Source organism: Amycolatopsis sp. NPDC051903 (assembly GCF_044452505.1).
Lineage (GTDB): Bacteria > Actinomycetota > Actinomycetes > Mycobacteriales > Pseudonocardiaceae > Amycolatopsis.
This window is the reverse complement of sequence record NZ_JBITBT010000001.1, coordinates 294763-315432: the sequence shown is the minus strand read 5'-3', so window position 1 is coordinate 315432 and position 20670 is coordinate 294763. Positions and strand designations below refer to the sequence as shown.

The following is a 20670-nucleotide window of genomic DNA, read 5'->3' as shown; positions in this document are numbered from 1 at the left end:
CGCGGTGTGGTTGAGTTCCTTTCCCTCACCAGGGCGATGCGCAGTAGCTGATCGTGAAGCACCGCCGCCAGTGCCGCCCGAGGGGTCGCGCGGCCGGGCCTCCCCGCGAGCACCGCGGGGAGGTTTCACGTCAGCAGGGCGGTGCGCAGGGCCGGGTCTTGGAGCAGGGGGACGAGGTCTGGGCTCAGGACGCGGGCGGCGCCCGGCAGGGAGGCCTGGCGCAGCATGGCGTGCAGGACGTCGGCGTGCGGTTGGTCCTGCAGGGTCCAGACGGCGCGGCGGCGGACGTCCTCCGAGCCGACCCACCAGTGCGTCACGAGGGCGGCCACCTGCTCCACGGCGGCGGCGCGGCCGCGTTCCAGCAGGGGGCGGTTCAGGCCGCACACGTCGATCGTCGCGCGGCCCTTGTCGGTGAGGGCGCGGTAGGTCCCGATGGACAGCACCAGGAAGAGGTGGTCCAGCGGGTCGTCGACGGTGGGGTCGATCAGCAGCGGCTCCCCCGCCGGGTCGACGGGAAACCGGTCGCGTTTGTGGTGGCTGTTGCAGAATTCGCACGCCAGCAGGTGGTTCAGCCAGTCGAACGCGCGACGCGGAGCGCGGGCGACCGGTTCGAAGTGGTCCACAGTGGACCCGAGGCCGTCGCCGCAGTACATGCAGTAGCCGCGGCCCGAGGCCATCGCGGCGAGCTGGGCGCGGATCGCCCGCCGGGCCCCGCGGGCGGAAGTCCACAAGCGACGCGCGGTTTTCGTGTCCCCGTGCGGAATCCGCGCCGTCAACCGCAAGAGCTCCGAAGACACCGCGGCCGGCAGCGCCACCCGGCGCAGCGCGATCACCGTTCGTCGAAGTTCCGCGTCACGTCCTCGACCCGGCTGGGTGGCGAACTGCTCAGCCGCCGGCGCAGCTGCTCCCACTCCCGCACGCCGGCGGCGTCCGCCTGGCCCGTCGCCACGAGCAGCTCCAGCTCCGCCAGGTGCTCGCGCAGCTCGACGGCCCGCGGCGAGTACGGGGTGTCGAGCCCGAACAGGTCCGACAGCACGGCGTCGTCGCCGCTGCCGTAGACCACGCGCTGGTACAGCTCGTCGGACACCACGCGCGGCGGCTCCTGCTCGTCCGGCCCCGGCAGCCGGATCAGCCCGCCCGGATCGGCCGCCTGGCACACGTACGGGCTGTGCGTGCTCACCACGAACTGGATCCGCGGGAAGTGCGCCTTGAGCCACGGCCCGATCCGCTTCTGCCACGACACGTGCAGGTGCGCGTCGACCTCGTCGATCAGCACCACACCCGGCGCGTCCACCCCGAGTCCGGCCTCCGCGAGCTGGCGCACCAGGTCGACGACCAGCGCCGTGACCGTGCGGTACCCGTCGCTCATCTCGCGCAGCGGGAAGCGGTCGCCGCGGTAGGACACCCACAGGCCGTCGGAATCGACGTCGTGCACGCGGTAGCCGTCGGGCAGCAGGCCGTCGCCCAGCAGCCCCAGCACGGCGTCCTTCAGCTCCCGCGCGCCCGCCTTGCCCTCCAGCGCGCGCAGGTGCTGGTTGATCAGCCACGCGACACCCTCGGCCAGCGACGCGTCCTCGCTGAACAGGCTCGCCACGCGCGCGAACTCGCCCCGCATCAGCGACTGCGCCTCCGGCGCGCCCCCGGCCAGCCGCCGGAACGGCCCGTAGCCGGCGCAGAACGCGGGCCCCTCGCCCACCACCTCGACGTCGATCGAGCTGCCCTCACCGACCAGCCCTTCGGCGAACGGCGGCTGCACGATCGCCTGCGCCAGCGCGCGCAGGAACGTCGTCTTGCCCGACCCGTTGCGCCCGGCGAGCACGATCCAGCCCGGTCCGGGCAGCCGCAGGTCCACCGTGCGGGCACCGCGGAACCCCAGCACATCCGTGATCCGCACCCGATCGATCACCATGTGAGGAAGCTTATCGGCCGGACATGACAAAGGCCGCCACGGAAAGCTCCGCGACGGCCTCCCCCACCTACTGAACCACACCGCGAGATCGCGCCGGTTTTTTCCTCACGATGTGTTCGGCCCCCCGGGGCCGAGCACATCGTGAGGAAGAAGCCGGCTCAACGGCGATCTCGCCGCCTCGGCGAAGCCGAGGCCAAAAACACAGAAGCCGAGGCCAATTACCCAGCGAAGCCGCCTGAAGCCGCCCAGTTCAAGGCGAAGGTCGGCACCAGGCCGAGCACCAGCGTGACCACCACACCGAGCGTGATGGCCGCCGTGGTGAAGCCGCCCGGGATGGCGACCGTCGGGCCGTCGGCGGCGGGTTCGGAGAAGTACATCAGCACGATCACGCGCAGGTAGAAGAACGCCGCCACCGCGCTGAAGACCAGTGCGACGACCACCAGCGGGGCCATGCCGTCGGACAGCGCCGCGGAGAACACCACGAACTTGCCCACGAAGCCGCTCGTCAGCGGAATGCCGGCGAGGGCCAGCAGCAGGAACGTGAACACGCCCGCCAGCACCGGCGAGCGCTTCGCGAGCCCCGCCCAGGCCGACAGGTGCGTGGCCTCCCCGCTGCCGTCGCGCACCAGGCTGATCACGCCGAACGCCGCCAGCGTGGTGAAGCCGTAGGCGAGCAGGTAGAACAGCGTGCTCGACAGGCCGTCCTCGGTCATCGCGATGGCGCCGACGAGCAGGAAGCCCGCGTGGGCGATCGAGGAGTACGCGATCATGCGCTTCACATCGGTCTGCGTGAGGCCGAGGATCGCGCCGATCGCCATCGAGATGATCGCGACGGCCCACAGCACGCCGCGCCACTCCCAGCTGGTCGAGGAGAACGCGACCGACAGCACGCGCAGGATCGCGCCGAACGCGGCGACCTTCGTGCACGCGGCCATGAAGCCCGTGACCGGCGTCGGGGCGCCCTGGTAGACGTCCGGCGTCCAGGTGTGGAACGGGCCGACCGAACCCTTGAACAGCAGGCCCACCACGAGCAGGCCGAGGCCGGCGAACAGCAGCGTGTCCGAGCGGTCCGAGCCGGCGGCGGCGTTGGCGATGTCGGCGAGCTTCACGGAGTTCGCGTAGCCGTAGAGCAGCGCGAGGCCGTAGAGGAAGAACGCCGAGGAGAACGCACCCAGCAGGAAGTACTTCACCGCCGACTCCTGCGAGATGAGCCTGCGCCGCCGGGCCAGGCCGCACATCAGGTACAGCGGCAGGCTCAGCACCTCGAGGGCGATGAACATCGTCAGCAGGTCGTTGGCCGCGGTGAAGGCCATCATGCCGCCGAGCGCGAACAGCGTCAGCGGGAACACTTCGGTCTGCGACCTCGTCGCCTGCGCGACCTGCGCGCGGTCCTGCACCGTGCCGGGGCTGATCGCGGCCTGCGCCACGAACGCGCCGCCCGGCTCGACCTTGCGGTCGGCGATGAGGAACACCGCGCCGAGCGCCAGCAGGAGCAGCGTGCCCCAGAGGAACAGCGACGGCCGGTCCACCGAGATGGCACCCGAGAAGGTGGTCACGCCCCCCTTCGGCGAGGTGCGCGTCGCGTAGAGCACCAGCGAGACGCCAGCCGCGACGATCGCGAGCAGGCTCACGAAGACCTGGATGCCGTAGCGCGTGGACTTCGGCGCGAACGCCTCCACCAGCACGCTGACGCACGCCACGCCGAAGATGATCAGCAGCGGCAGGACTGCGGCGTAGTCGACCGACGGCGTCGGCAGCTGCGCCGGCGCTTGGGTCAGGAACATGTCGAGCACGGGTTACTTGCCTCCCTGCACGGCAGACAGCGTCGCCTGCACCGACGGGGTGATCGTGTCGAGCAGCGGCTTGGGGTAGAAGCCCAGGCCGATGATGAGGAAAACCAGCGGCGCGAGGATCGCGATCTCCTTGACGCCGAGGTCCTTGATGGCCTTCTTGGCGCCGAGTTCCGGCGCCATCGCGGTGCCCGGGCCGCCGCCGACGCCGACGAGCGCGTCACCGCGCACCGGCCCCTGCATGATCCGCTGGTAGAGCCACAGCACGTAGGCCGCGGCGAGCACCATGCCGACCGTCGCGATGATCGTGTACACCGGCTGCGTCACGAAGGAACCCAGCAGCACCAGGAACTCGCTGATGAACGAGTTGGTGCCCGGCAGCGACAGCGCCGAGAGGCCGGCGATCAGCAACATCCCGCCGAGCAGCGGGGTCACCTTCGCCATGCCGCCGTAGTCGGAGATCCGCGTGGACCCGCCGCGCATCACGATCAGGCCGATCACCACGATCAGCATCCCGGTCGAGAGGCTGTGGTTCAGCATGTACGACACCGAACCGACCATGGCCTGCTCGTTGAAGGTGAAGATGCCGAGCGCGATGAACCCGAAGTGGGCGATCGAGACGTAGGCGATGAACCGCTTCATGTCCGACTGCCCCGCGGCGAGGATCGAGCCGTAGATGACGCCGATCACCGACAGGACCAGCACCAGCGGCGCCAGCGCCTTGCTCGCCTCGGGGAACATCGGCAGGCAGTAGCGCAGGAAGCCGAACGTGCCGACCTTGTCGAGCACACCGACCAGCAGCACCGCGACGCCGATCGGGGCCTGGCCCGCGGCGTCCGGGAGCCAGGTGTGGAACGGCACCAGCGGCGCCTTGATCGCGAACGCGAGGAAGAAGCCGAGGAACAGCCAGATCTGCGTGCTCGTCGGCGCGTCCCGCACCACGGTGACCAGGGTGGCCCAGTCGAACGTGCCGTGGCCCAGCTTGTCCGCCGACAGCGAGTACGCGCCGATCGCCGAGGCCAGCATGATCAGGCCGCCGAGGAACGAGTACAGGAAGAACTTCACCGCCGCGTACTGCCGGTTCGCGCCGCCGTAGCCGCCGATCAGGAAGTACATCGGGATCAGCATGATCTCGAACAGCACGTAGAAGAGGAACACGTCGGTCGCCGCGAAGACGCCGATCGTGATCGCCTCCTGCAGCAGGATCAGCGACAGGAACCCGCCGGCGCTGCGGCCGGCCGGGAGCTTGTCGGTGAGTCCGAGCGCGCCCACCACGATCGGCACGAGCAGGGCGATCACCGCGATCATGATCAGCGAGATGCCGTCGGTGCCGAACGAGATGTGGATGCCGAAGGTGGGGATCCAGTCCATCGAGGTGGCCTGCTGGATCCGCGCGCCCGAAGGCGAGTAGCTCGCCCAGAACGGGATGATCAGCAGGAATTCCACAATGGACACGACCAGCGCGGTCGCGATCGCGGCCCGGTCGTTCCCCTTCAGGAACGCCAGCACCAGCGAGCCGACCAGCGGCAGCAGGATGAGCGCCAGGAGCCAAGTCATGTCAGGAGAACCTCACCAGCAGAAGGGCCGCCAGAAGCAGGAACGTGCCGCCGAGCATGGACAGCGCGTACGACCGGACGAACCCGGTCTGCATGCGCCGGAGCCGGCCGGACCCGCCGCCGAGGGCCGCAGCGAGGCCGTTGACCGCCCCGTCGACCCCGCGGTTGTCGACGTACACCAGCGCCCGAGCGAGCCAGGTGCCCGGGCGGGCGACGAGCGTTTCGTTCAGGGCGTTGCCGTACAGGTCCTTGCGCGCCGCCCGGACGATCCAGGAGACGTTTTGCGGGCGCTCGACCGGGATGTCGCGCGAGGGGCGGAAGACCAGCACTGCCACCAGAACACCGATCGCGGCCAGCACGAGGGTGAGCACCGGCACCGTCCACGACGGGATCGGCGTGTGCTCGGCCTCGTGGTACGCGCCGACGGTCGGGGCGAGCCAGTTCTCGAACCGATCGCGGGTCGCGAAGAACGCGCCGGAGCCGACCGAGCCGATCGCCAGGATCACCATGGGAACCCACATGATCGGCTTGGACTCGTGCGGGTGGAAGTCGCGCCCGTCGGTGCTCTTGATCTCCTTCCAGCGCGACTTGCCGAAGAAGGTCATCATCATCAGGCGCGTCATGTAGAACGCGGTGAGCCCGGCGCCGATGATGCCCGCGAGGCCGAACACCCAGCCACGCCAGCCCTCCTGGCCGAACGCGGCCTCGATGATCGCGTCCTTCGTGTAGTAGCCCGCGAGGAACGGGAAACCGATCAGCGCGAGGTAACCGAGGCCGAAGGTGACGAACGTGATCGGCATCTTCTTGGCCAGGCCGCCGAACTTGCGCATGTCGACCTCGTCGTTCATGCCATGCATGACCGAACCGGCCCCGAGGAACAGCCCGGCCTTGAAGAAGCCGTGGGCCACGAGGTGCATGATGCCGAGCGCGTAGATGCCCGGCCCGAGGCCGACCGCCAGCATCATGTAGCCGATCTGGCTGACGGTGGAGTACGCGAGCACCTTCTTGATGTCGTCGTACGCGCACCCGACGATGCACCCGATCAGCAGCGTCACCGCGCCGACGAGCGTCACGATCAGGCGGCCGTCCGGCGTGGCGCTGTAGATGACGTTGGAGCGGGCGACCAGGTAAACGCCCGCCGTGACCATTGTTGCGGCGTGGATCAGGGCCGACACGGGGGTCGGGCCTTCCATCGCGTCCGGCAGCCACGCCTGCAGCGGGAACTGGCCGGACTTGCCGCACGCGCCGAGCAGCAGCAGGATGCCGATCGCGGTGATCGCCGCCGGCGGGATCTGCCCGTTGGTCAGGCCCGCGAAGACCTGGGTGTACCCGGTGGAGCCGGTGTACTTGAACATCAGGAAGATCGCCAGCGCCAGCCCGACGTCACCGACGCGGTTCATCAGGAACGCCTTCTTCGCGGCGGTCGCCGCGGACGGGCGGTTCTGGTACCAGCCGATGAGCAGGTACGACGCGAGACCCACGCCTTCCCAGCCGAGGTACAGCGTCACGAAGCTGTTGCCCAGCACCAGGATCAGCATCGAGGCGACGAAGAGGTTGAGGTACGCGAAGAAGCGGTACCGGCCCTCGTCCTCGGCCATGTAGCCGATCGAGTAGAAGTGGATCAGCATGCCGACGCCGGTGATCAGCAGGACGAACGTCAGCGACAGCGCGTCGATGCGCAGCCCGAAGTCCACCTGCAGCTGGCCGACCGGGATCCACGAGTACAGGTTGACGTTCTCGGTCGCGGCGCCGTCCGTCGAGAAGAACAGGATCACGCCGTAGACGAAGGCCAGGAGAACGGTGGCGGTGCCGAGCAGGTGCCCCCACGCCCTCGCCCGTTTCCCGGCAAGAAGCAGGATCAGGGCGCCGAGGGCGGGAAGGGCCACCAGCAGCCACGATGATGCGGTCACTCGGTCTTCCCCTTCAGTACTTCAGCAGGTTCGTGTCGTCGACCGAGGCCGAGCGCCGGGTGCGGAAGATCGACATGATGATCGCCAGGCCCACCACGACTTCGGCGGCGGCCACGACCATCACGAAGAACGCCATCACCTGGCCGTCGAGCCCGCCGTTGATGCGGGCGAACGTGACCAGGGTGAGGTTCACCGCGTTCAGCATCAGCTCGATGCACATGAACACGACGATCGCGTTGCGGCGCACCAGGACGCCCACGGCGCCGATGGAAAACAGCAACGCCGACAACAGGAGGTAGTAGCTCGGGGTCACTTTCCTTCCCCTTCTTCGTCAGCGCCGGCCGCGGCGGAGCCGTTCTCCGACGGCTTCCCGCCGACCAGCGCGTGCGCGTCGGGCTTGGGGCCCTCGTCCGCGATGAGCTTGCGCTCGCGCATGAGCTCGAGCGCCGAGGTGGACTCGATGATCGCCGAGAGCGATTCCGGCGCGATGGATCCGTCGGGCAGCAGCGCCGGGACGGCGACCGAGTTGGCCGTGGCGAACACACCCGGGCCGGGCAGCGGCGACGGGCGGTCGTGCTCGCCGCGGAAGCGCAGCTTGACCAGTTCGCGCTGCGGCAGCTTGCCGCCGCGCTTGCCGCGGTCGGTGAACGCCAGCACCATCGCGCCGAGCGCGGCGGTGATGAGCAGCGCCGACGTGAGCTCGAACGGGAACAGGTACTGCGTGAAGATGATCCGCCCGAGGCCACCCGCGCCACCGCCGGTGGCGGCGTACGGGTCGAGCGCCGGGGCCGGTGTCACGTTCACCAGCGAGCGGAAGACACCGGCGGCGATCAGGGCGGCGAGCCCGATGCCGAGCACCGTCGCCGCGAGCCGCTGCCCGCGCAGCACCTCGACCACGGAGTCGGAGCTCTCGCGGCCGACCAGCATCAGCACGAACAGGAACAGCATCATGATCGCGCCGGTGTAGACGATGACCTGTGTGAACCCGAGGAACGGCGCCGACTGCGTCATGTACAGCGCGCCCAGGCTCAGCATCGTCAGGACGAGCCACAGCGCCGAGTGCACGGCGTTGCGGGAGAAGATCATCCCCAGCGCGCCCAGCAGGGAGAGCGGGCCGAGGATCCAGAACGCGATGGCCTCGCCGACCGACACCGAGGACGACGCGGCGGCGGGCGCCTGCGCGAGCAGCTGCGCGATCATCACTGCGCCTCCTGCTGCTGCGCCTTGGCCAGTTCAGGACCGTTCACGTAGTAGTCCTGCTCGTTGTCGCCCAGGCGCATCGGGTGCGGCGGCTGCTCCATGCCGGGCAGCAGCGGGGCGAGCAGGTCTTCCTTCGTGTAGATGAGCCGCTGGCGGTCGTCGTCGGCGAGCTCGTAGAAGTTGATCATCGTCAGGGACCGCGTGGGGCAGGCCTCGATGCACAACCCGCAGCCGATGCAGCGCAGGTAGTTGATCTGGTAGTCCTTGCCGTAGCGCTCACCCGGCGAGTACCGCGCCTCTTCGGTGTTGTCGCCACCTTCGACGAAGATCGCGTCGGCCGGGCAGGCCCAGGCGCACAGCTCGCACCCGACGCACTTCTCGAGCCCGTCCGGGTGGCGGTTGAGCTGGTGGCGACCGTGGTACCGCGGCGCGGCCGGGGCGCCGGCCTCCGGGTACTCCTCGGTGGCGACCTTCTTGAACATCATCCCGAAGGTGACGCCGAAACCCTTGATGGGGTTGAGGAAGTCAGTTGCCCCCATTGTCTGCCCCTTCCTGTGCTGGCGAAGCGGTGACGCCCGCGGGTTTGCGCCGCGCCGCCCTCGCCTCCGCCTTGGCCAGCGCCTTCTGGCGCGGAGTGCTCTCGGGGACCTGCAGGTCCAGCGGGGGCACCGGGAAGCCGCCGCCCGTGAGGTCGACGTAGTCGCCTTCCTCCACCTTCTTGTTCGGCACCGCGAGGCTGATCAGCACCAGCACCACCAGGACGACACCGACGCCGACGAGGATCTGCGGCCAGCTCCACTGGATCGTCCTGATGGCCACGACCACGAGGATCCAGACCAGGTTGATCGGCACCAGGACCTTCCAGCCCAGGCGCATGAACTGGTCGTAGCGCAGCCGCGGCAGCGTGCCGCGCAGCCAGATGAAGCAGAACAGCAGGATGAAGGTCTTGGCGAAGAACCAGAGCATCGGCCACCAGTTCTGGTTCAGCGGCGAGTCGTCGCCGACGAACGGGAACCGCCAGCCGCCGAGGAACAGCGTGGTGCAGAACGCCGAGACGATGACCATGTTCACGTACTCGGCGAGGAAGAACATCGCGAACTTCATCGAGCTGTACTCGGTGTGGAACCCGCCGACCAGCTCCGATTCGGCCTCCGGGAGGTCGAACGGCGCGCGGTTCGTCTCGCCGACCATCGAGATCAGGTAGATCACGAAGCTCGGGATCAGCATGTAGAAGTACCAGCCGTGGGCTTGCGCCTCGACGATCTCCGACGTCTGCAGGGAACCCGAGTAGAGGATCACCGCGACGATCGAGAGGCCCATCGCGATCTCGTAGGAGATCACCTGCGCCGCCGAGCGGAGTCCGCCGAGCAGCGGGTACGGCGAGCCCGACGACCAGCCGGCGAGCACGATGCCGTACACCCCGATCGACGAGCAGGCCAGGATCACCAGCACGCCGACCGGGAGGTCGACCAGCTGCAGCGTGGTCGTCTCACCGAAGATCGACACGACCGGGCCGAACGGGATCGCCGAGAGCGCGATGAGCGCGGGGATCGCGGCGAGCACCGGGGCGAGGAAGTAGACCTTGCGGTCGGCGGTGTCCGGGATGACCTGCTCCTTGAACGGGAGCTTGATCGCGTCGGCCAGCGACTGCAGGTACCCGTTCGGGCCCACGCGGTTGGGGCCGGGCCGGTTCTGCATCCGGCCGACCGCCTTGCGCTCCCACACGATCAGGAAGATCGTGAGGATCGGGCCGATCAGCAGGATGACGACCGCCTTGATCAGGACCAGCCACCACGGGTCGTCCGCGAGCAGACGCGCACGCTCGGCGGCGTCCGGCATCTGCGCCAGGAACGGCGTGAGCTGCGGGCTCACTGTTCACCTCCGGAGATCTGCACCAGCGCGCCGTGGCCCGCGGCCAGTGCGGCGCGGACGGCGGAACCGTCGGAGTTGCCCGGGAGCCACACGACCCCGTCGGGCAGGTCGGCGACCTCGACGGGCAGCGTGATCGAGCCGCGCTCGGTGGCGACGCGGACCGCGGCGCCGAGGCCTTCGGCGGTCTTCGCCGACAGGCGCGCCACGGGCTTGCGCTGCGTGCCCTTGAGGTGCGGTTCGCCGTCCTGCAGCGAACCGTTGTCGATCAGCTGGCGCCAGGTGGCGAGCACGGCCTGGCCGGTACCCGGCACCGGCGCGGGCTGCGCCCCGGTGACGATGTGGCCCCAGCTCGTGGTGCCCTGGCCGAGCTTCGCGAAGTCGCCCGCCGCGGCGGCCGGCGTCTGCGTGAACAGGTCCACGTCCATCTCGACGGCGAGGGTGTCGAGCACCCGGCCGTCGGTCAGGGCGCCGGTGCCCTCGAGCGTGATGTCGAAGTCGCGGCGGCGGCCCTCCCAGTTGAGGTAGCTGCCCGCCTTCTCGACCGACGGTGCGACCGGCAGGACCACGTCGGCCCGCTCCGTGACCTCGCTCGCCCGCAGCTCGAGGCTGACGATGAAGCCGGCGTTGTCGAGCGCGCGGCGGGCCAAGTCCGGGTCAGGCAGGTCGTTCGGGTCGATGCCGCCGACGACCAGGCCGTCGAGCTCACCGCCGGAGGCGGCCTGCAGGATGCCCGTGGTGTCGCGGCCCTCCGCGGCCGGAAGTTCGGCGCCCCAGTGCTTTTCGACCTCGGTGCGAGCGGCGTCGTCGGAGACCGGCCGGCCGCCCGGCAGGAGCGTCGGCGCGCAACCGGTGGCCAGCGCGCCGCGTTCGCCCGCCCGCCGCGGGATCCACGCGAGCCGTGCGCCCGTGCGCTCGGTCAGCGCCCGCAGCGAGGAGAACAGCCCAGGGATCTCGGCGGCGCGTTCGCCGACGAGGACCACCGCGCCGCCGGCGCTCAGCGCCTCGTCGAGGTCGGCCGCGTGCTGCGCGATGCCGTCGACCGCCGCGGCCTCGCCACCCGGCACGCACGCCAGCAGCTCGCCGAAGGTCTTGCGCACCGACGAGGTCGTCCACTGTCCCAAGTGGACCACGCGGGTGCGGTTCTTGCGGGCCGCCTTGCGCAGCCGCAGGAACACGATCGGCGCCTCGTCCTCCGGTTCGAAGGCGACGCACAGGACCGTGCGGGCCTGCTCGAGCTCACCGAAGGTCACGCCGGTCTCCGGCGTCGTGGCGACGACCGACGAGGTGAGGAACGCGAGTTCCTCGGCCGAGTGCGCGCGGGCGCGGAAGTCGATGTCGTTGGTGCGCAGGGCGAGCCGGGCGAACTTCGAATACGCGTACGCATCCTCGACCGTCAGCCGGCCGCCGGTGAGCACGCCGACGCCCTTGCCGTCACGGGCCTTTTCGAGGCCGGCGGCCGCGGCGCGCAGCGCGTCGGTCCAGGAGGCCTCCTCCAGCACGCCGTCCTCGTTGCGCACCAGCGGGCGGCGGATGCGGTCGTCGGCCTGGACGTAGCGGAAGGCGAACCGGCCCTTGTCGCAGAGCCACTCCTCGTTGACCTCCGGGTCCTCGCCCGCGAGCTTGCGCTGCACCTTGCCGCGGCGGAAGTCCGTGCGCTCGGCGCAGCCCGACGAGCAGTGCTCGCACACGCTCGGCGCCGACACCAGGTCGAACGGGCGCGACCGGAACCGGTACGCGGCGCTCGTGAGCGCGCCCACCGGGCAGATCTGGATGACGTTGCCGGAGAAGTAGCTCTGGAACGGCTCACCCGAAGTCGTGCGCGAAGCCAGGTCCAGCACGTCGGCCGTCTCGGCGGTGCCGATCTGCTGGTGCGCGCCGCGCTCGAGCAGCTCGATGAACGGGTCGCCGGCGACCTGCGCCGAGAACCGCGTGCAGCGCTGGCAGAGCACGCAGCGCTCGCGGTCCAGCAGCACCTGCGCCGAGATCGGCAGCGGCTTCGGGAACGTGCGCTTGGTGTCCACGAACCGCGATTCGGTGCGGCCGTGGGCCAGCGCCTGGTTCTGCAGCGGGCACTCGCCGCCCTTGTCGCAGATCGGGCAGTCGAGCGGGTGGTTGATGAGCAGCAGCTCCATCACGCCCTGCTGCGCCTTGTCGGCGACGGGCGAGGTGAGCTGCGTCTTCACGACCATGCCGTCGGCGACCGTCATCGTGCACGACGCCTGCGGCTTCGGCATCGGCCTGCCGCCCATCTCCACCTCGACCAGGCACTGGCGGCACGCGCCGGCCGGGTCGAGCAGCGGGTGGTCGCAGAAGCGCGGGATGACCGTGCCGAGCCGCTCGGCGGTGCGGATCAGCAGCTCGCCCTTGGGCGCGATGACCTCTTCGCCGTCGATGGTCAGCTTCACGTGGCCCTCGGGGACCGGGGTCTCCTCGGTGGCCGGCTTGTCGGGCGCGATCGTCATGCCTGGGCTCCCACCAGTTCGGGCTGGGCGGCCTTGTTCTTCTCGCACAGGTCGAGGAACTCCTGGCGGAAGTACTTGATCCCGCTCTGGATCGGCGACACGGCGCCGTCACCCAGCGCGCAGAACGAGCGGCCGAGGATGTTGTCGCAGACGTCCAGCAGCGTGTCGATGTCCTCGGCGGTGCCGTGGCCCTCGACCATGCGCTCCAGGATCTGCGCGAGCCAGTACGTGCCCTCGCGGCACGGCGTGCACTTGCCGCAGGACTCGTGCTCGTAGAACTCCGTCCACTTCATCACGGCCCACGGCACGGACACGGTCTCGTTGAAGACCTGCACCGCGGTGGTGCCGAGCATCGAGCCGGCCTCGGCCGCGCCCTCGAAGTCGAGCGGGACGTCGAGGTGCTCGGCGGTGAACATCGGCGTGGACGAGCCACCCGGCGTCCAGAACTTGAGCGGGATCCCGTCCTTCATGCCGCCGGCGAGCTCGAGCAGCTCGCGCAGCGTGGTGCCGAGCGGGCACTCGTACTGGCCGGGCTTCTCGACGTGGCCGGAGATCGAGTAGATCTTCGGGCCGGGCGACTTCTCGCGGCCCATCTCGCGGAACCAGTCCGAACCGGCGTTGACGATGAACGGCGCGCTCGCGATGGTCTCGACGTTGTTCACCGTGGTCGGCGCGGCGTAGAGGCCGGCGGCCGCGGGGAACGGCGGCTTGAGGCGCGGCTGGCCGCGGCGGCCCTCGAGCGAGTCGAGCAGCGCCGTCTCCTCGCCGCAGATGTACGCGCCGGCGCCGGCGTGCACGGTCAGCTCGAGGTCGAAGCCGCTGCCGAAGATGTTCTTGCCGAGGTAGCCCTTCGCGTACGCCTCGCGCGTGGCCGCGTTGAGCCGGCGGATGCAGTGCAGGGCCTCACCGCGCACGTAGATGAAGCAGTGGTTCGACCGCATCGCGTACGAGGCGATGATGCAGCCCTCGATGAGCGAGTGCGGGTCGGCCATCATCAGCGGGATGTCCTTGCAGGTCCCCGGTTCGCCCTCGTCGGCGTTGATCACCAGGTAGTGCGGCTTGTCGAAGTTCGGCGGCATGAACGACCACTTCACGCCGGCCGGGAAGCCCGCGCCGCCGCGGCCGCGCAGGCCGGAGGCCTTCACCAGCTGCACCAGCTGCTCGGGGGTGCCGGCGAGCGCCTTGCGCGCGGCGGTGTAGCCCTCGAGCTGCTCGTAGGTCTCGATGCGCCAGGAGTTCGGCGACAGCCAGCGCTTCGTGAGGACCGGAGTGATGGGATCAGGCATCTACTTCTTCTCCAGTTCTGGCAGCGGAACGTCCTGCGTCGCCGGGGCGGTCCACCCGCGGTCGGCCGCGAGCTGCGCGCCCCGCAGGGTTTCGACGGCCTGCGACGGCCCGTCGACGTCGCCGCGGTAGATCTGCTCGTCCTCCGGGAAGAACCCGGCCAGCTGCAGCTCCGCGCCCTTGAAGTCCGTCAGCGGCGCGCCGCGCGTCGGGGCCGGCTTCTTGCCCGCCTGCAGCGCGTCGACCAGCGCGACGGCCATCTCCGGCGTCTGGTTGTCGAAGTACTCGTAGTTGACCTGGATGACCGGCGCGAGGTCGCAGGCCGCGAGGCACTCGGCGTGCTCGAGGGTGATCGAGCCCGGCTCGTTCGGCGTGCCCGCCGTCTCCTCGTGGCCCAGCGGCGCGTCCTCGGAGCCGAGGTGCGTCTGCAGCTTCTGGTAGATCGCCTCGCCGCCCATCGCCGCGCACAGCGTGTTGGTGCAGACGCTCACCAGGTGCTCGCCGCACGGACGGCGCTTGTACATGGTGTAGAACGTTACGACCGCACTGACCTCGGCATCGGTGAGGTCGAGGTGCTGGGCGCAGAAGGCGATGCCCTCCTGGCTCACGAACCCCTGCACCGACTGCACGAGGTGCAGCATCGGCAGCAGCGCCGAGCGCGCCACGGGGTAGCGCGCGATGATCTCGTCGGCCTTCGTGTGGATGTCCTCGTCGAAGATGTCCACCGGCGGGTTGTCGGCGAGGATGCCCGCCGCCGCTGCCGGGTCCGGCGCGATGGCGACGACGTCCGTGTCGCCACCCGCGGCGGCGTGCGTCTCCTTGGCGTGCCGCGGCCCGGGCTCGGGTGTCGCAGTCGAGTACGTCATCGGTCCACTCCCCCCATCACCGGGTCGATCGAGGCGACCGCGGCGATCACGTCGGCCACCAGCCCGCCTTCGGCCATCGCGGGCATCGACTGCAGGTTCACGAAACTGGGCTCGCGCATGTGCACCCGCAGCGGCCGCGTGCCGCCGTCGGACACCAGGTGCGCGCCGATCTCGCCGCGCGGCGACTCGACCGGCGAGTAGACCTGGCCCGCCGGCACGCGGAAGCCCTCGGTGACGAGCTTGAAGTGGTGGATCAGCGATTCCATCGACTGGCCCATGATCTTCTTCACGTGCTCGAGCGAGTTGCCCATGCCGTCGCTGCCGATGGACAGCTGCGCGGGCCACGCGATCTTCTTGTCCTCGACCATGACCGGGCCCGGTTCGAGCTTCTTCAGGACCTGCTTGATGATCCGCAGGCTCTGGTGCATCTCCTCGACGCGGATGAGGTAGCGCGCCCAGCAGTCGGCGTCGGTCGAGGTCGGGATGTCGAACTCGAACTCGTCGTAGCGCGAGTAGGGCTCCGTCTTGCGCAGGTCCCACGGCAGGCCCGCGGAGCGCAGGATCGGGCCGGTGACGCCGAGCGCGAGGCACGCGTCCACCGGCAGCACGCCCACGCCCTTGAGGCGGTTGCGCCAGATCGGCTGGCCGGTGAACAGCTTGTCGTACAAGGGAAGGCGCTTGTCCATCACCTTGACGAACTCGGTGACCTTCTCCTCGAAGCCCTCCGGCATGTCCTGCGCGAGGCCGCCGGGGCGGATGAACGCGTGGTTCATGCGCAGGCCGGTGAGGAACTCGAGCAGGTGCAGCACCTCTTCGCGCTCGCGGAAGCCGAGCGTCATCGCCGTGGTGGCGCCGAGCTCCATGCCGCCGGTGGCGATGTAGACGAGGTGCGAGCCGATGCGGTTGATCTCCAGCAGCAGCACGCGCAGCAGCTCCGCGCGCGGCGGGGCCTGCACGCCCAGCAGCTTCTCCACACCGAGGCAGTAGGCCATCTCCGTGGACAGCGGCGCGAGGTAGTCCATGCGCGTCACGAACGTGACGCCCTGGGTCCAGGTGCGGAACTCGCAGTTCTTCTCGATGCCGGTGTGCAGGTAGCCGATGACCGACCGCAGCTGCGTGACGGTCTCGCCCTCCATCTCCAGCACGAGCCGGAGCACGCCGTGCGTCGACGGGTGCTGCGGGCCCATGTTGATGACCATGCGCTCGTCGTGCTGGGCGTCGGAGACGACGTCGTCCCAGTCGCCGCCGGACACGGTGTAGACGCGGCCCTCGGTGGTGTCGCGCGAATCGGCGTACCCGAAGGCTGCTTCTTCGCCGTCGATGGTCTCGGGAGCGGTGTTGATCTCGGACATGTTCTCGGTGCTCACGAGTAAGACCTCCGCTGGTCGGGCGGGGGGATCTCCGCGCCCTTGTATTCGACCGGGATCCCGCCGAGCGGGTAGTCCTTGCGCTGGGGGAAGCCGTCCCAGTCGTCCGGCATGAGGATCCGCGTCAGCGCCGGGTGGCCGTCGTAGACGATGCCGAACATGTCGTAGGTCTCGCGCTCCTGCCAGTCGGCCGTCGGGTAGAGCCCGACGAGCGAGGGCAGGTGCGGGTCCTCGACGTCGAGGTTGACTTCCAGCCGGATGCGGCGCCGGTACGTCATCGACGTGAAGTGGTAGACGGAGTGCAGCCGCTGCGGCACGTCCACGCCGTAGTCCACTCCGGACACCGACGACAGCAGCTCGAACCTCAGGCCGGCGTCGTCGCGCAGCACGCGGGCGACGTCGACGAGGTGGTCGCGGTCGACGTAGAACGTGATCTCGCCGTGGTGGACCGTGGTCTGCAGGATCGCCGACGCCGGGATCTTGTTGTCCGCGAGCGCCGCGAAGAACTCGTCGGCGAACTCGTCGAACCAGCCGCCGTACGGGCGCTCCGCCGGCGCGGGGCTGTAGGCCGGCAGCCGCACGCCGCCGTAGCCGGAGGTGTCACCGCTGCCGGTGACGCCGAACATGCCCTTGCGGGCGCGGCCCGCGACAACGGGTTCCACCGGCGCGGCGGGATCGGTGCCGCGCGGTTCGAGGCCGCCCTCGGGCCGTTCGGCGCTGGACTGCTCGCCGCCGGTCTGGGGCTTGCCGTTGGTTTCGGGGTTCTCGGGGTTCTCGGCCACCGGGCTCACTTCTTCGCGTACTTGATCGACGACGGGATCAGCTCGGTGCGCGCGCCGCTGGCCGCGCGGATGGCGGCGCGGCGGGCGTTGATCGGCTCGTCCTGGATCTTCGCGTGCAGCTTGAGGATCGCGTCGAGCAGCATCTCCGGGCGCGGCGGGCAGCCGGGGAGGTACATGTCGACCGGCACCACGTGGTCGACACCCTGCACCACGGCGTAGTTGTTGAACATGCCGCCTGAGGAGGCGCACACGCCCATCGCGAGCACCCAGCGCGGCTCGGCCATCTGGTCGTAGATCTGGCGCAGGACGGGAGCCATCTTCTGCGTCACGCGGCCGGCCACGATCATCAGGTCGGCCTGCCTCGGGGTCGCGCTGAAGCGCTCCATGCCGAAGCGGGCGATGTCGTAGCGGGAACCGCCGACCGTCATCATCTCGATCGCGCAGCACGCGAGGCCGAACGTGGCGGGCCACAGCGAGTTCTTGCGCGCCCAGTTGACCAGGCCCTCGAGGCTGGCCAGCAGGATGCCGTTGGGGAGTTTCTCTTCGAGGCCCATGGCTTCAGTTCCAATCCAGGCCGCCGCGCCGCCACACGTAGGCGTACGCGAACCCGACCGTAACGATGAACAGCACGATCTCCACCAGGCCGAACACACCGAGCGCGTTCGCGTTCACGGCGAACGGGTAGAGGAACACCATCTCGATGTCGAACAGGATGAAGAGCATGGCCGTGATGTAGTACGCCACCGGCATGCGACCGCCACCGACGAGCGGCTGCGGCGAAGGCTCGATCCCGCATTCGTAGGCCGAGAGCTTGGCCTTGTTGTACCGGCTCGGGCCGACGAGCGGCCCCAGCAGCACGGACAACGTGGCGAAGCCGGCCGCCAGCACGAACAACAGGACGAGCGGCAGGTACACCTTCAGGCCGGGCGCGGCCGCAGCTCCACTGGGGTCGGCCTGCGCCAGCACGGGCAACATCAGCACGGGGTCTTCGCCATCCTTTCCGCGCCGCTGCGGGTTGCTTCTCGGGTGGTGGTCCGCTTCCTCGTCGGCACCCTAAGGGAGCTGGGTCACACCGCCGAGGGTCAGGGCACCCTTACGGCCCGTGGCCGGGCCGCGGGTAGCTTGTGAAATAGTTCACAAGCCACTCGTCGTGGATGTGAAGCGATTCACAAGCATGGGGGGAGTGTAGGACGCGACTCACACGGCCGTCTCTAGGGGCCGTGGTATAAGGCTTACCTAACTTGACCGACCGGTCAGGACGGAGCAATGCCGGCCGCAGTCGCGGGACCAGCGGTAAAGGGTTCGTCAGGTGGGCCGGTGGCGGACAATCCGGACGTGATCTTGTGACGTATCCCACCTGACCGGCCGGGCAACCATTGCTCCAGCCGGGTAATCCGGCACCGCCTCGCGGGGCGGTTCGGCAGTGCTCCTCGGGTGCGGCGCGGCCTCAGCGGGGGCTGGGCGTGGCGCGCGAAAGAGCCGCGATGAGGCGGTCGACGCCGTCGCCGCCCTTGGCGTCGTAGCAGCCGGAAAGACCCTTGTACACCAACGGAAGGATCTTGTTGATCCGCAACCCGTACTTGGTGCAGGCGTGCATGACTTTCGGCATGCCGATGAGCTTCGCGAAGACGTTGCCGAGGCGGTAGTAGCCGCCCATCAGCTCGCCGACGGCGCGCGGGTAGCCCTCGAGCGCGCGCTCGCGCGACGGGCCTTCACGGCGGGCCAGCGCCTGCACCACGACCTCCGCCGCGAGCTGCGCGGACTCCATGGCCGCGGAGATGCCTTCGCCGTTGAACGGGCTGACCATGCCGCCCGCGTCGCCGAGCAGCAGCAGGCCGTCGCGGTAGTGCGGGGTGCGGTTGAAGCCCATGGGCAGGCCGGCGCCGCCGACCTTGCCGATGGCGTTCTCCTCGCGGTAGCCCCATTCCTCGGGCGTGCCGTCGAGCCACTGGCGCAGCAGCGCGCGGTAGTCGGTGTTGCGGAACGAGGCGGAGGTGGACAGCATGCCGAGCCCGACGTTGACGGTGCCGTCGCCGAGCGGGAACGCCCAGCCGTAACCGGGCAGTAGCTTGGGGTCGCGCGGGTCCGAGCGGTCCCACAGCTCGAGGTGGCCCTCGATGAACGGCTCGTCGTGACGCGGGCTCTTGTAGTACCGCCGCACGGCGACGCCCATCGGGCGCTTCTCGTTCTTCTCGATCCCGACGCTCAGCGCGAGCCGCGCGGACACCCCGTCGCACGCCAGCACGAGCGGTGCGCGGTAGCTGACGGGCGTCTTGTCGGGGCCGACCTTGGCTTCCACGCCGATGACGCGACCGGCGGAGTTGGTGACGGCACCGGTGACGGTGGTGCGCTCGTACAGGCGCGCCCCCGCCTTGACCGCGGTTTTGGCGAGCAGGTCGTCGAAGTCCTGGCGCGTGCGGGCGACGCCGTAGGGCGGGTAGCTGGTGAGGTCGGGCCAGTCGAGTTCGAGCGTGAGGTCGCCCGTGATGATGCGCAGGCCGCGGTTGTGGACCCAGCCCGCGTCCTCGCTCGTGTCGAGACCGAGGTCGATGAGCTGCTTGACGCCGCGGGGCGTGAGGCCGTCGCCGCAGACCTTCTCGCGGGGGAACTCGGTCTTCTCCAGCAGCAGCACGTCGACACCCGCGCGCGCGAGGTAGGTGGCCGCGGTGGAGCCGGCCGGTCCGGCGCCGACCACGATGACGTCGGCGTCGTGGTCGGGGTTGCGGCGGGTGATCGTCATGCTTTCAAAAATACAGCGTGGCTGAGCTACTCCGTTGAGGGCGGCGGCGGGGAGGCCGGCTTCTTCGCCCGGTGGATGGCGACGACCCCGAAGGTGAGGTTCAGCCATTCCACCTCCGTCCAGCCGGCGCTCGCGATGATCTCGCCCAGCGCCCGCTGGTCGGGCCACGCGAGCATCGATTCGGCCAGGTAGGAGTACGCCTCGGGGTTGGTCGAGGACCGGCTGCCCACCCACGTGAGCAGCTTGAGGATGAAGCGCCGGTAGACGAACCGGATGGGCGCGAACGTGGGCGTCGACACCTCGCAGATGACCAGCCGGCCACCCGGCTTGACCACCCGCAGTATTTCGGCGAGGGCCGCTTTGGTGTCGACGAAGTTGCGCAACGCGAGCGAAATCGTGACCGCATCGAACGAGTCGTCCTTGAACGGCAGGCGCAGCGCGTCGGCGGCCACCATCGGCAGCTTCCGCCGCAGGCCCGCCCTGAGCATCCCGAGCGAAAAGTCGGCCGCGACGCAGTACGCGCCGTTGCGGGCGTACTCGACCGTCGACACCCCCGTCCCGGCCGCCAGGTCGAGCACCGTTTCGCCCGGCTTGGCGTCCAGCACGCGCGCCGTGGTGGTCCTCCACCGCCGGTCGAACCCGAACGTCATGAACGAATTCGCCCGGTCGTACCCGGACGCCACACCATCGAACATGGCGGCGACTTCGTGCGGATCCTTGTCCAGGCTGGCGCGGGGCATGCGTCGAATCTAGACACCTCGGGCGGGGGTTGCGTTCGAGGGTCGCCGGGGTGCAGGTCAGGTGGGGTGTTGCGGGTGCCTGGCTGGGGTGTTCTGTGCGTGGGTGTGCGGGAGTGGTCCCTCGGTGGCTTCATCGGTGTGATCGGTCCCTTGGCGCACGGGTGGCGCGACCGGTCCAGTCGCGCATTGGGT

Annotated in this window: 18 protein-coding genes; all 18 read right to left on the bottom strand. The window is 69.6% G+C overall.

All coding sequences use genetic code 11. The annotated features are described in order from the left end of the window. Positions 1–125: 125 nt before the first annotated feature. Entirely contained in the window at positions 126–833 is a 708-nt protein-coding gene (locus ACIA77_RS01645; RefSeq protein ID WP_395883819.1) for an HNH endonuclease, read from the bottom strand. Then, positions 830–1909, bottom strand: a complete 1080-nt coding sequence (locus ACIA77_RS01640) for an AAA family ATPase (RefSeq protein WP_395883818.1) — start codon at positions 1907–1909, stop codon at positions 830–832. The genes ACIA77_RS01645 and ACIA77_RS01640 overlap by 4 nt, the downstream gene beginning before the upstream one ends. 218 nt (positions 1910–2127) lie before the next feature. Continuing rightward, a complete protein-coding gene (nuoN, locus tag ACIA77_RS01635; RefSeq protein ID WP_395884311.1) occupies positions 2128–3693 on the bottom strand; it encodes an NADH-quinone oxidoreductase subunit NuoN in 1566 nt (521 codons plus the stop codon). Positions 3694–3705: 12 nt separating this feature from the next. Beyond that, on the bottom strand, positions 3706–5256 hold the full coding sequence (locus tag ACIA77_RS01630) for an NADH-quinone oxidoreductase subunit M (RefSeq protein ID WP_395883817.1): 1551 nt from the start codon (positions 5254–5256) through the stop codon (positions 3706–3708). A gap of 1 nt (position 5257) precedes the next feature. Further along, a complete protein-coding gene (gene nuoL, locus ACIA77_RS01625; protein ID WP_395883816.1) occupies positions 5258–7165 on the bottom strand; it encodes an NADH-quinone oxidoreductase subunit L in 1908 nt (635 codons plus the stop codon). A 13-nt stretch (positions 7166–7178) separates the two neighbouring features. After that, positions 7179–7478, bottom strand: coding sequence for an NADH-quinone oxidoreductase subunit NuoK (gene nuoK / locus ACIA77_RS01620; protein WP_204091781.1), 300 nt, complete (start codon positions 7476–7478; stop codon positions 7179–7181). After that, positions 7475–8365 (bottom strand): NADH-quinone oxidoreductase subunit J, encoded by an 891-nt coding sequence (locus tag ACIA77_RS01615; protein ID WP_395883815.1) that lies wholly within the window; start codon positions 8363–8365, stop codon positions 7475–7477. The genes nuoK and ACIA77_RS01615 overlap by 4 nt, the downstream gene beginning before the upstream one ends. Next, positions 8365–8904, bottom strand: coding sequence for an NADH-quinone oxidoreductase subunit NuoI (gene nuoI / locus ACIA77_RS01610; RefSeq protein WP_395883814.1), 540 nt, complete (start codon positions 8902–8904; stop codon positions 8365–8367). The genes ACIA77_RS01615 and nuoI overlap by 1 nt, the downstream gene beginning before the upstream one ends. Beyond that, on the bottom strand, positions 8891–10204 hold the full coding sequence (gene nuoH / locus ACIA77_RS01605; RefSeq protein ID WP_395884310.1) for an NADH-quinone oxidoreductase subunit NuoH: 1314 nt from the start codon (positions 10202–10204) through the stop codon (positions 8891–8893). Before nuoH ends, nuoI begins: the two co-directional genes overlap by 14 nt. A 29-nt stretch (positions 10205–10233) precedes the next feature. Further along, on the bottom strand, positions 10234–12699 hold the full coding sequence (locus ACIA77_RS01600; RefSeq protein WP_395883813.1) for an NADH-quinone oxidoreductase subunit G: 2466 nt from the start codon (positions 12697–12699) through the stop codon (positions 10234–10236). Beyond that, positions 12696–13985 (bottom strand): NADH-quinone oxidoreductase subunit NuoF, encoded by a 1290-nt coding sequence (gene nuoF / locus ACIA77_RS01595; RefSeq protein ID WP_395883812.1) that lies wholly within the window; start codon positions 13983–13985, stop codon positions 12696–12698. Before nuoF ends, ACIA77_RS01600 begins: the two co-directional genes overlap by 4 nt. Then, positions 13986–14849, bottom strand: coding sequence for an NADH-quinone oxidoreductase subunit NuoE (gene nuoE / locus ACIA77_RS01590; RefSeq protein ID WP_395883811.1), 864 nt, complete (start codon positions 14847–14849; stop codon positions 13986–13988). It abuts the gene before it with no gap. Continuing rightward, the gene (locus ACIA77_RS01585; protein ID WP_395884309.1) at positions 14846–16201 is read right to left on the bottom strand and encodes an NADH-quinone oxidoreductase subunit D; all 1356 of its coding nucleotides are present in this window, start codon (positions 16199–16201) and stop codon (positions 14846–14848) included. Before ACIA77_RS01585 ends, nuoE begins: the two co-directional genes overlap by 4 nt. Positions 16202–16212: 11 nt before the next feature. Then, entirely contained in the window at positions 16213–17007 is a 795-nt protein-coding gene (locus ACIA77_RS01580) for an NADH-quinone oxidoreductase subunit C (protein WP_395883810.1), read from the bottom strand. Next, entirely contained in the window at positions 17004–17552 is a 549-nt protein-coding gene (locus ACIA77_RS01575; protein WP_204091789.1) for an NADH-quinone oxidoreductase subunit B family protein, read from the bottom strand. The genes ACIA77_RS01580 and ACIA77_RS01575 overlap by 4 nt, the downstream gene beginning before the upstream one ends. Positions 17553–17556: 4 nt before the next feature. Beyond that, a complete protein-coding gene (locus ACIA77_RS01570) occupies positions 17557–17973 on the bottom strand; it encodes an NADH-quinone oxidoreductase subunit A (RefSeq protein ID WP_395884308.1) in 417 nt (138 codons plus the stop codon). A gap of 472 nt (positions 17974–18445) precedes the next feature. After that, entirely contained in the window at positions 18446–19738 is a 1293-nt protein-coding gene (locus tag ACIA77_RS01565) for a geranylgeranyl reductase family protein (RefSeq protein WP_395883809.1), read from the bottom strand. 26 nt (positions 19739–19764) lie between these two features. Continuing rightward, positions 19765–20478 (bottom strand): demethylmenaquinone methyltransferase, encoded by a 714-nt coding sequence (locus ACIA77_RS01560; protein WP_395883808.1) that lies wholly within the window; start codon positions 20476–20478, stop codon positions 19765–19767. Positions 20479–20670 lie beyond the last annotated feature (192 nt).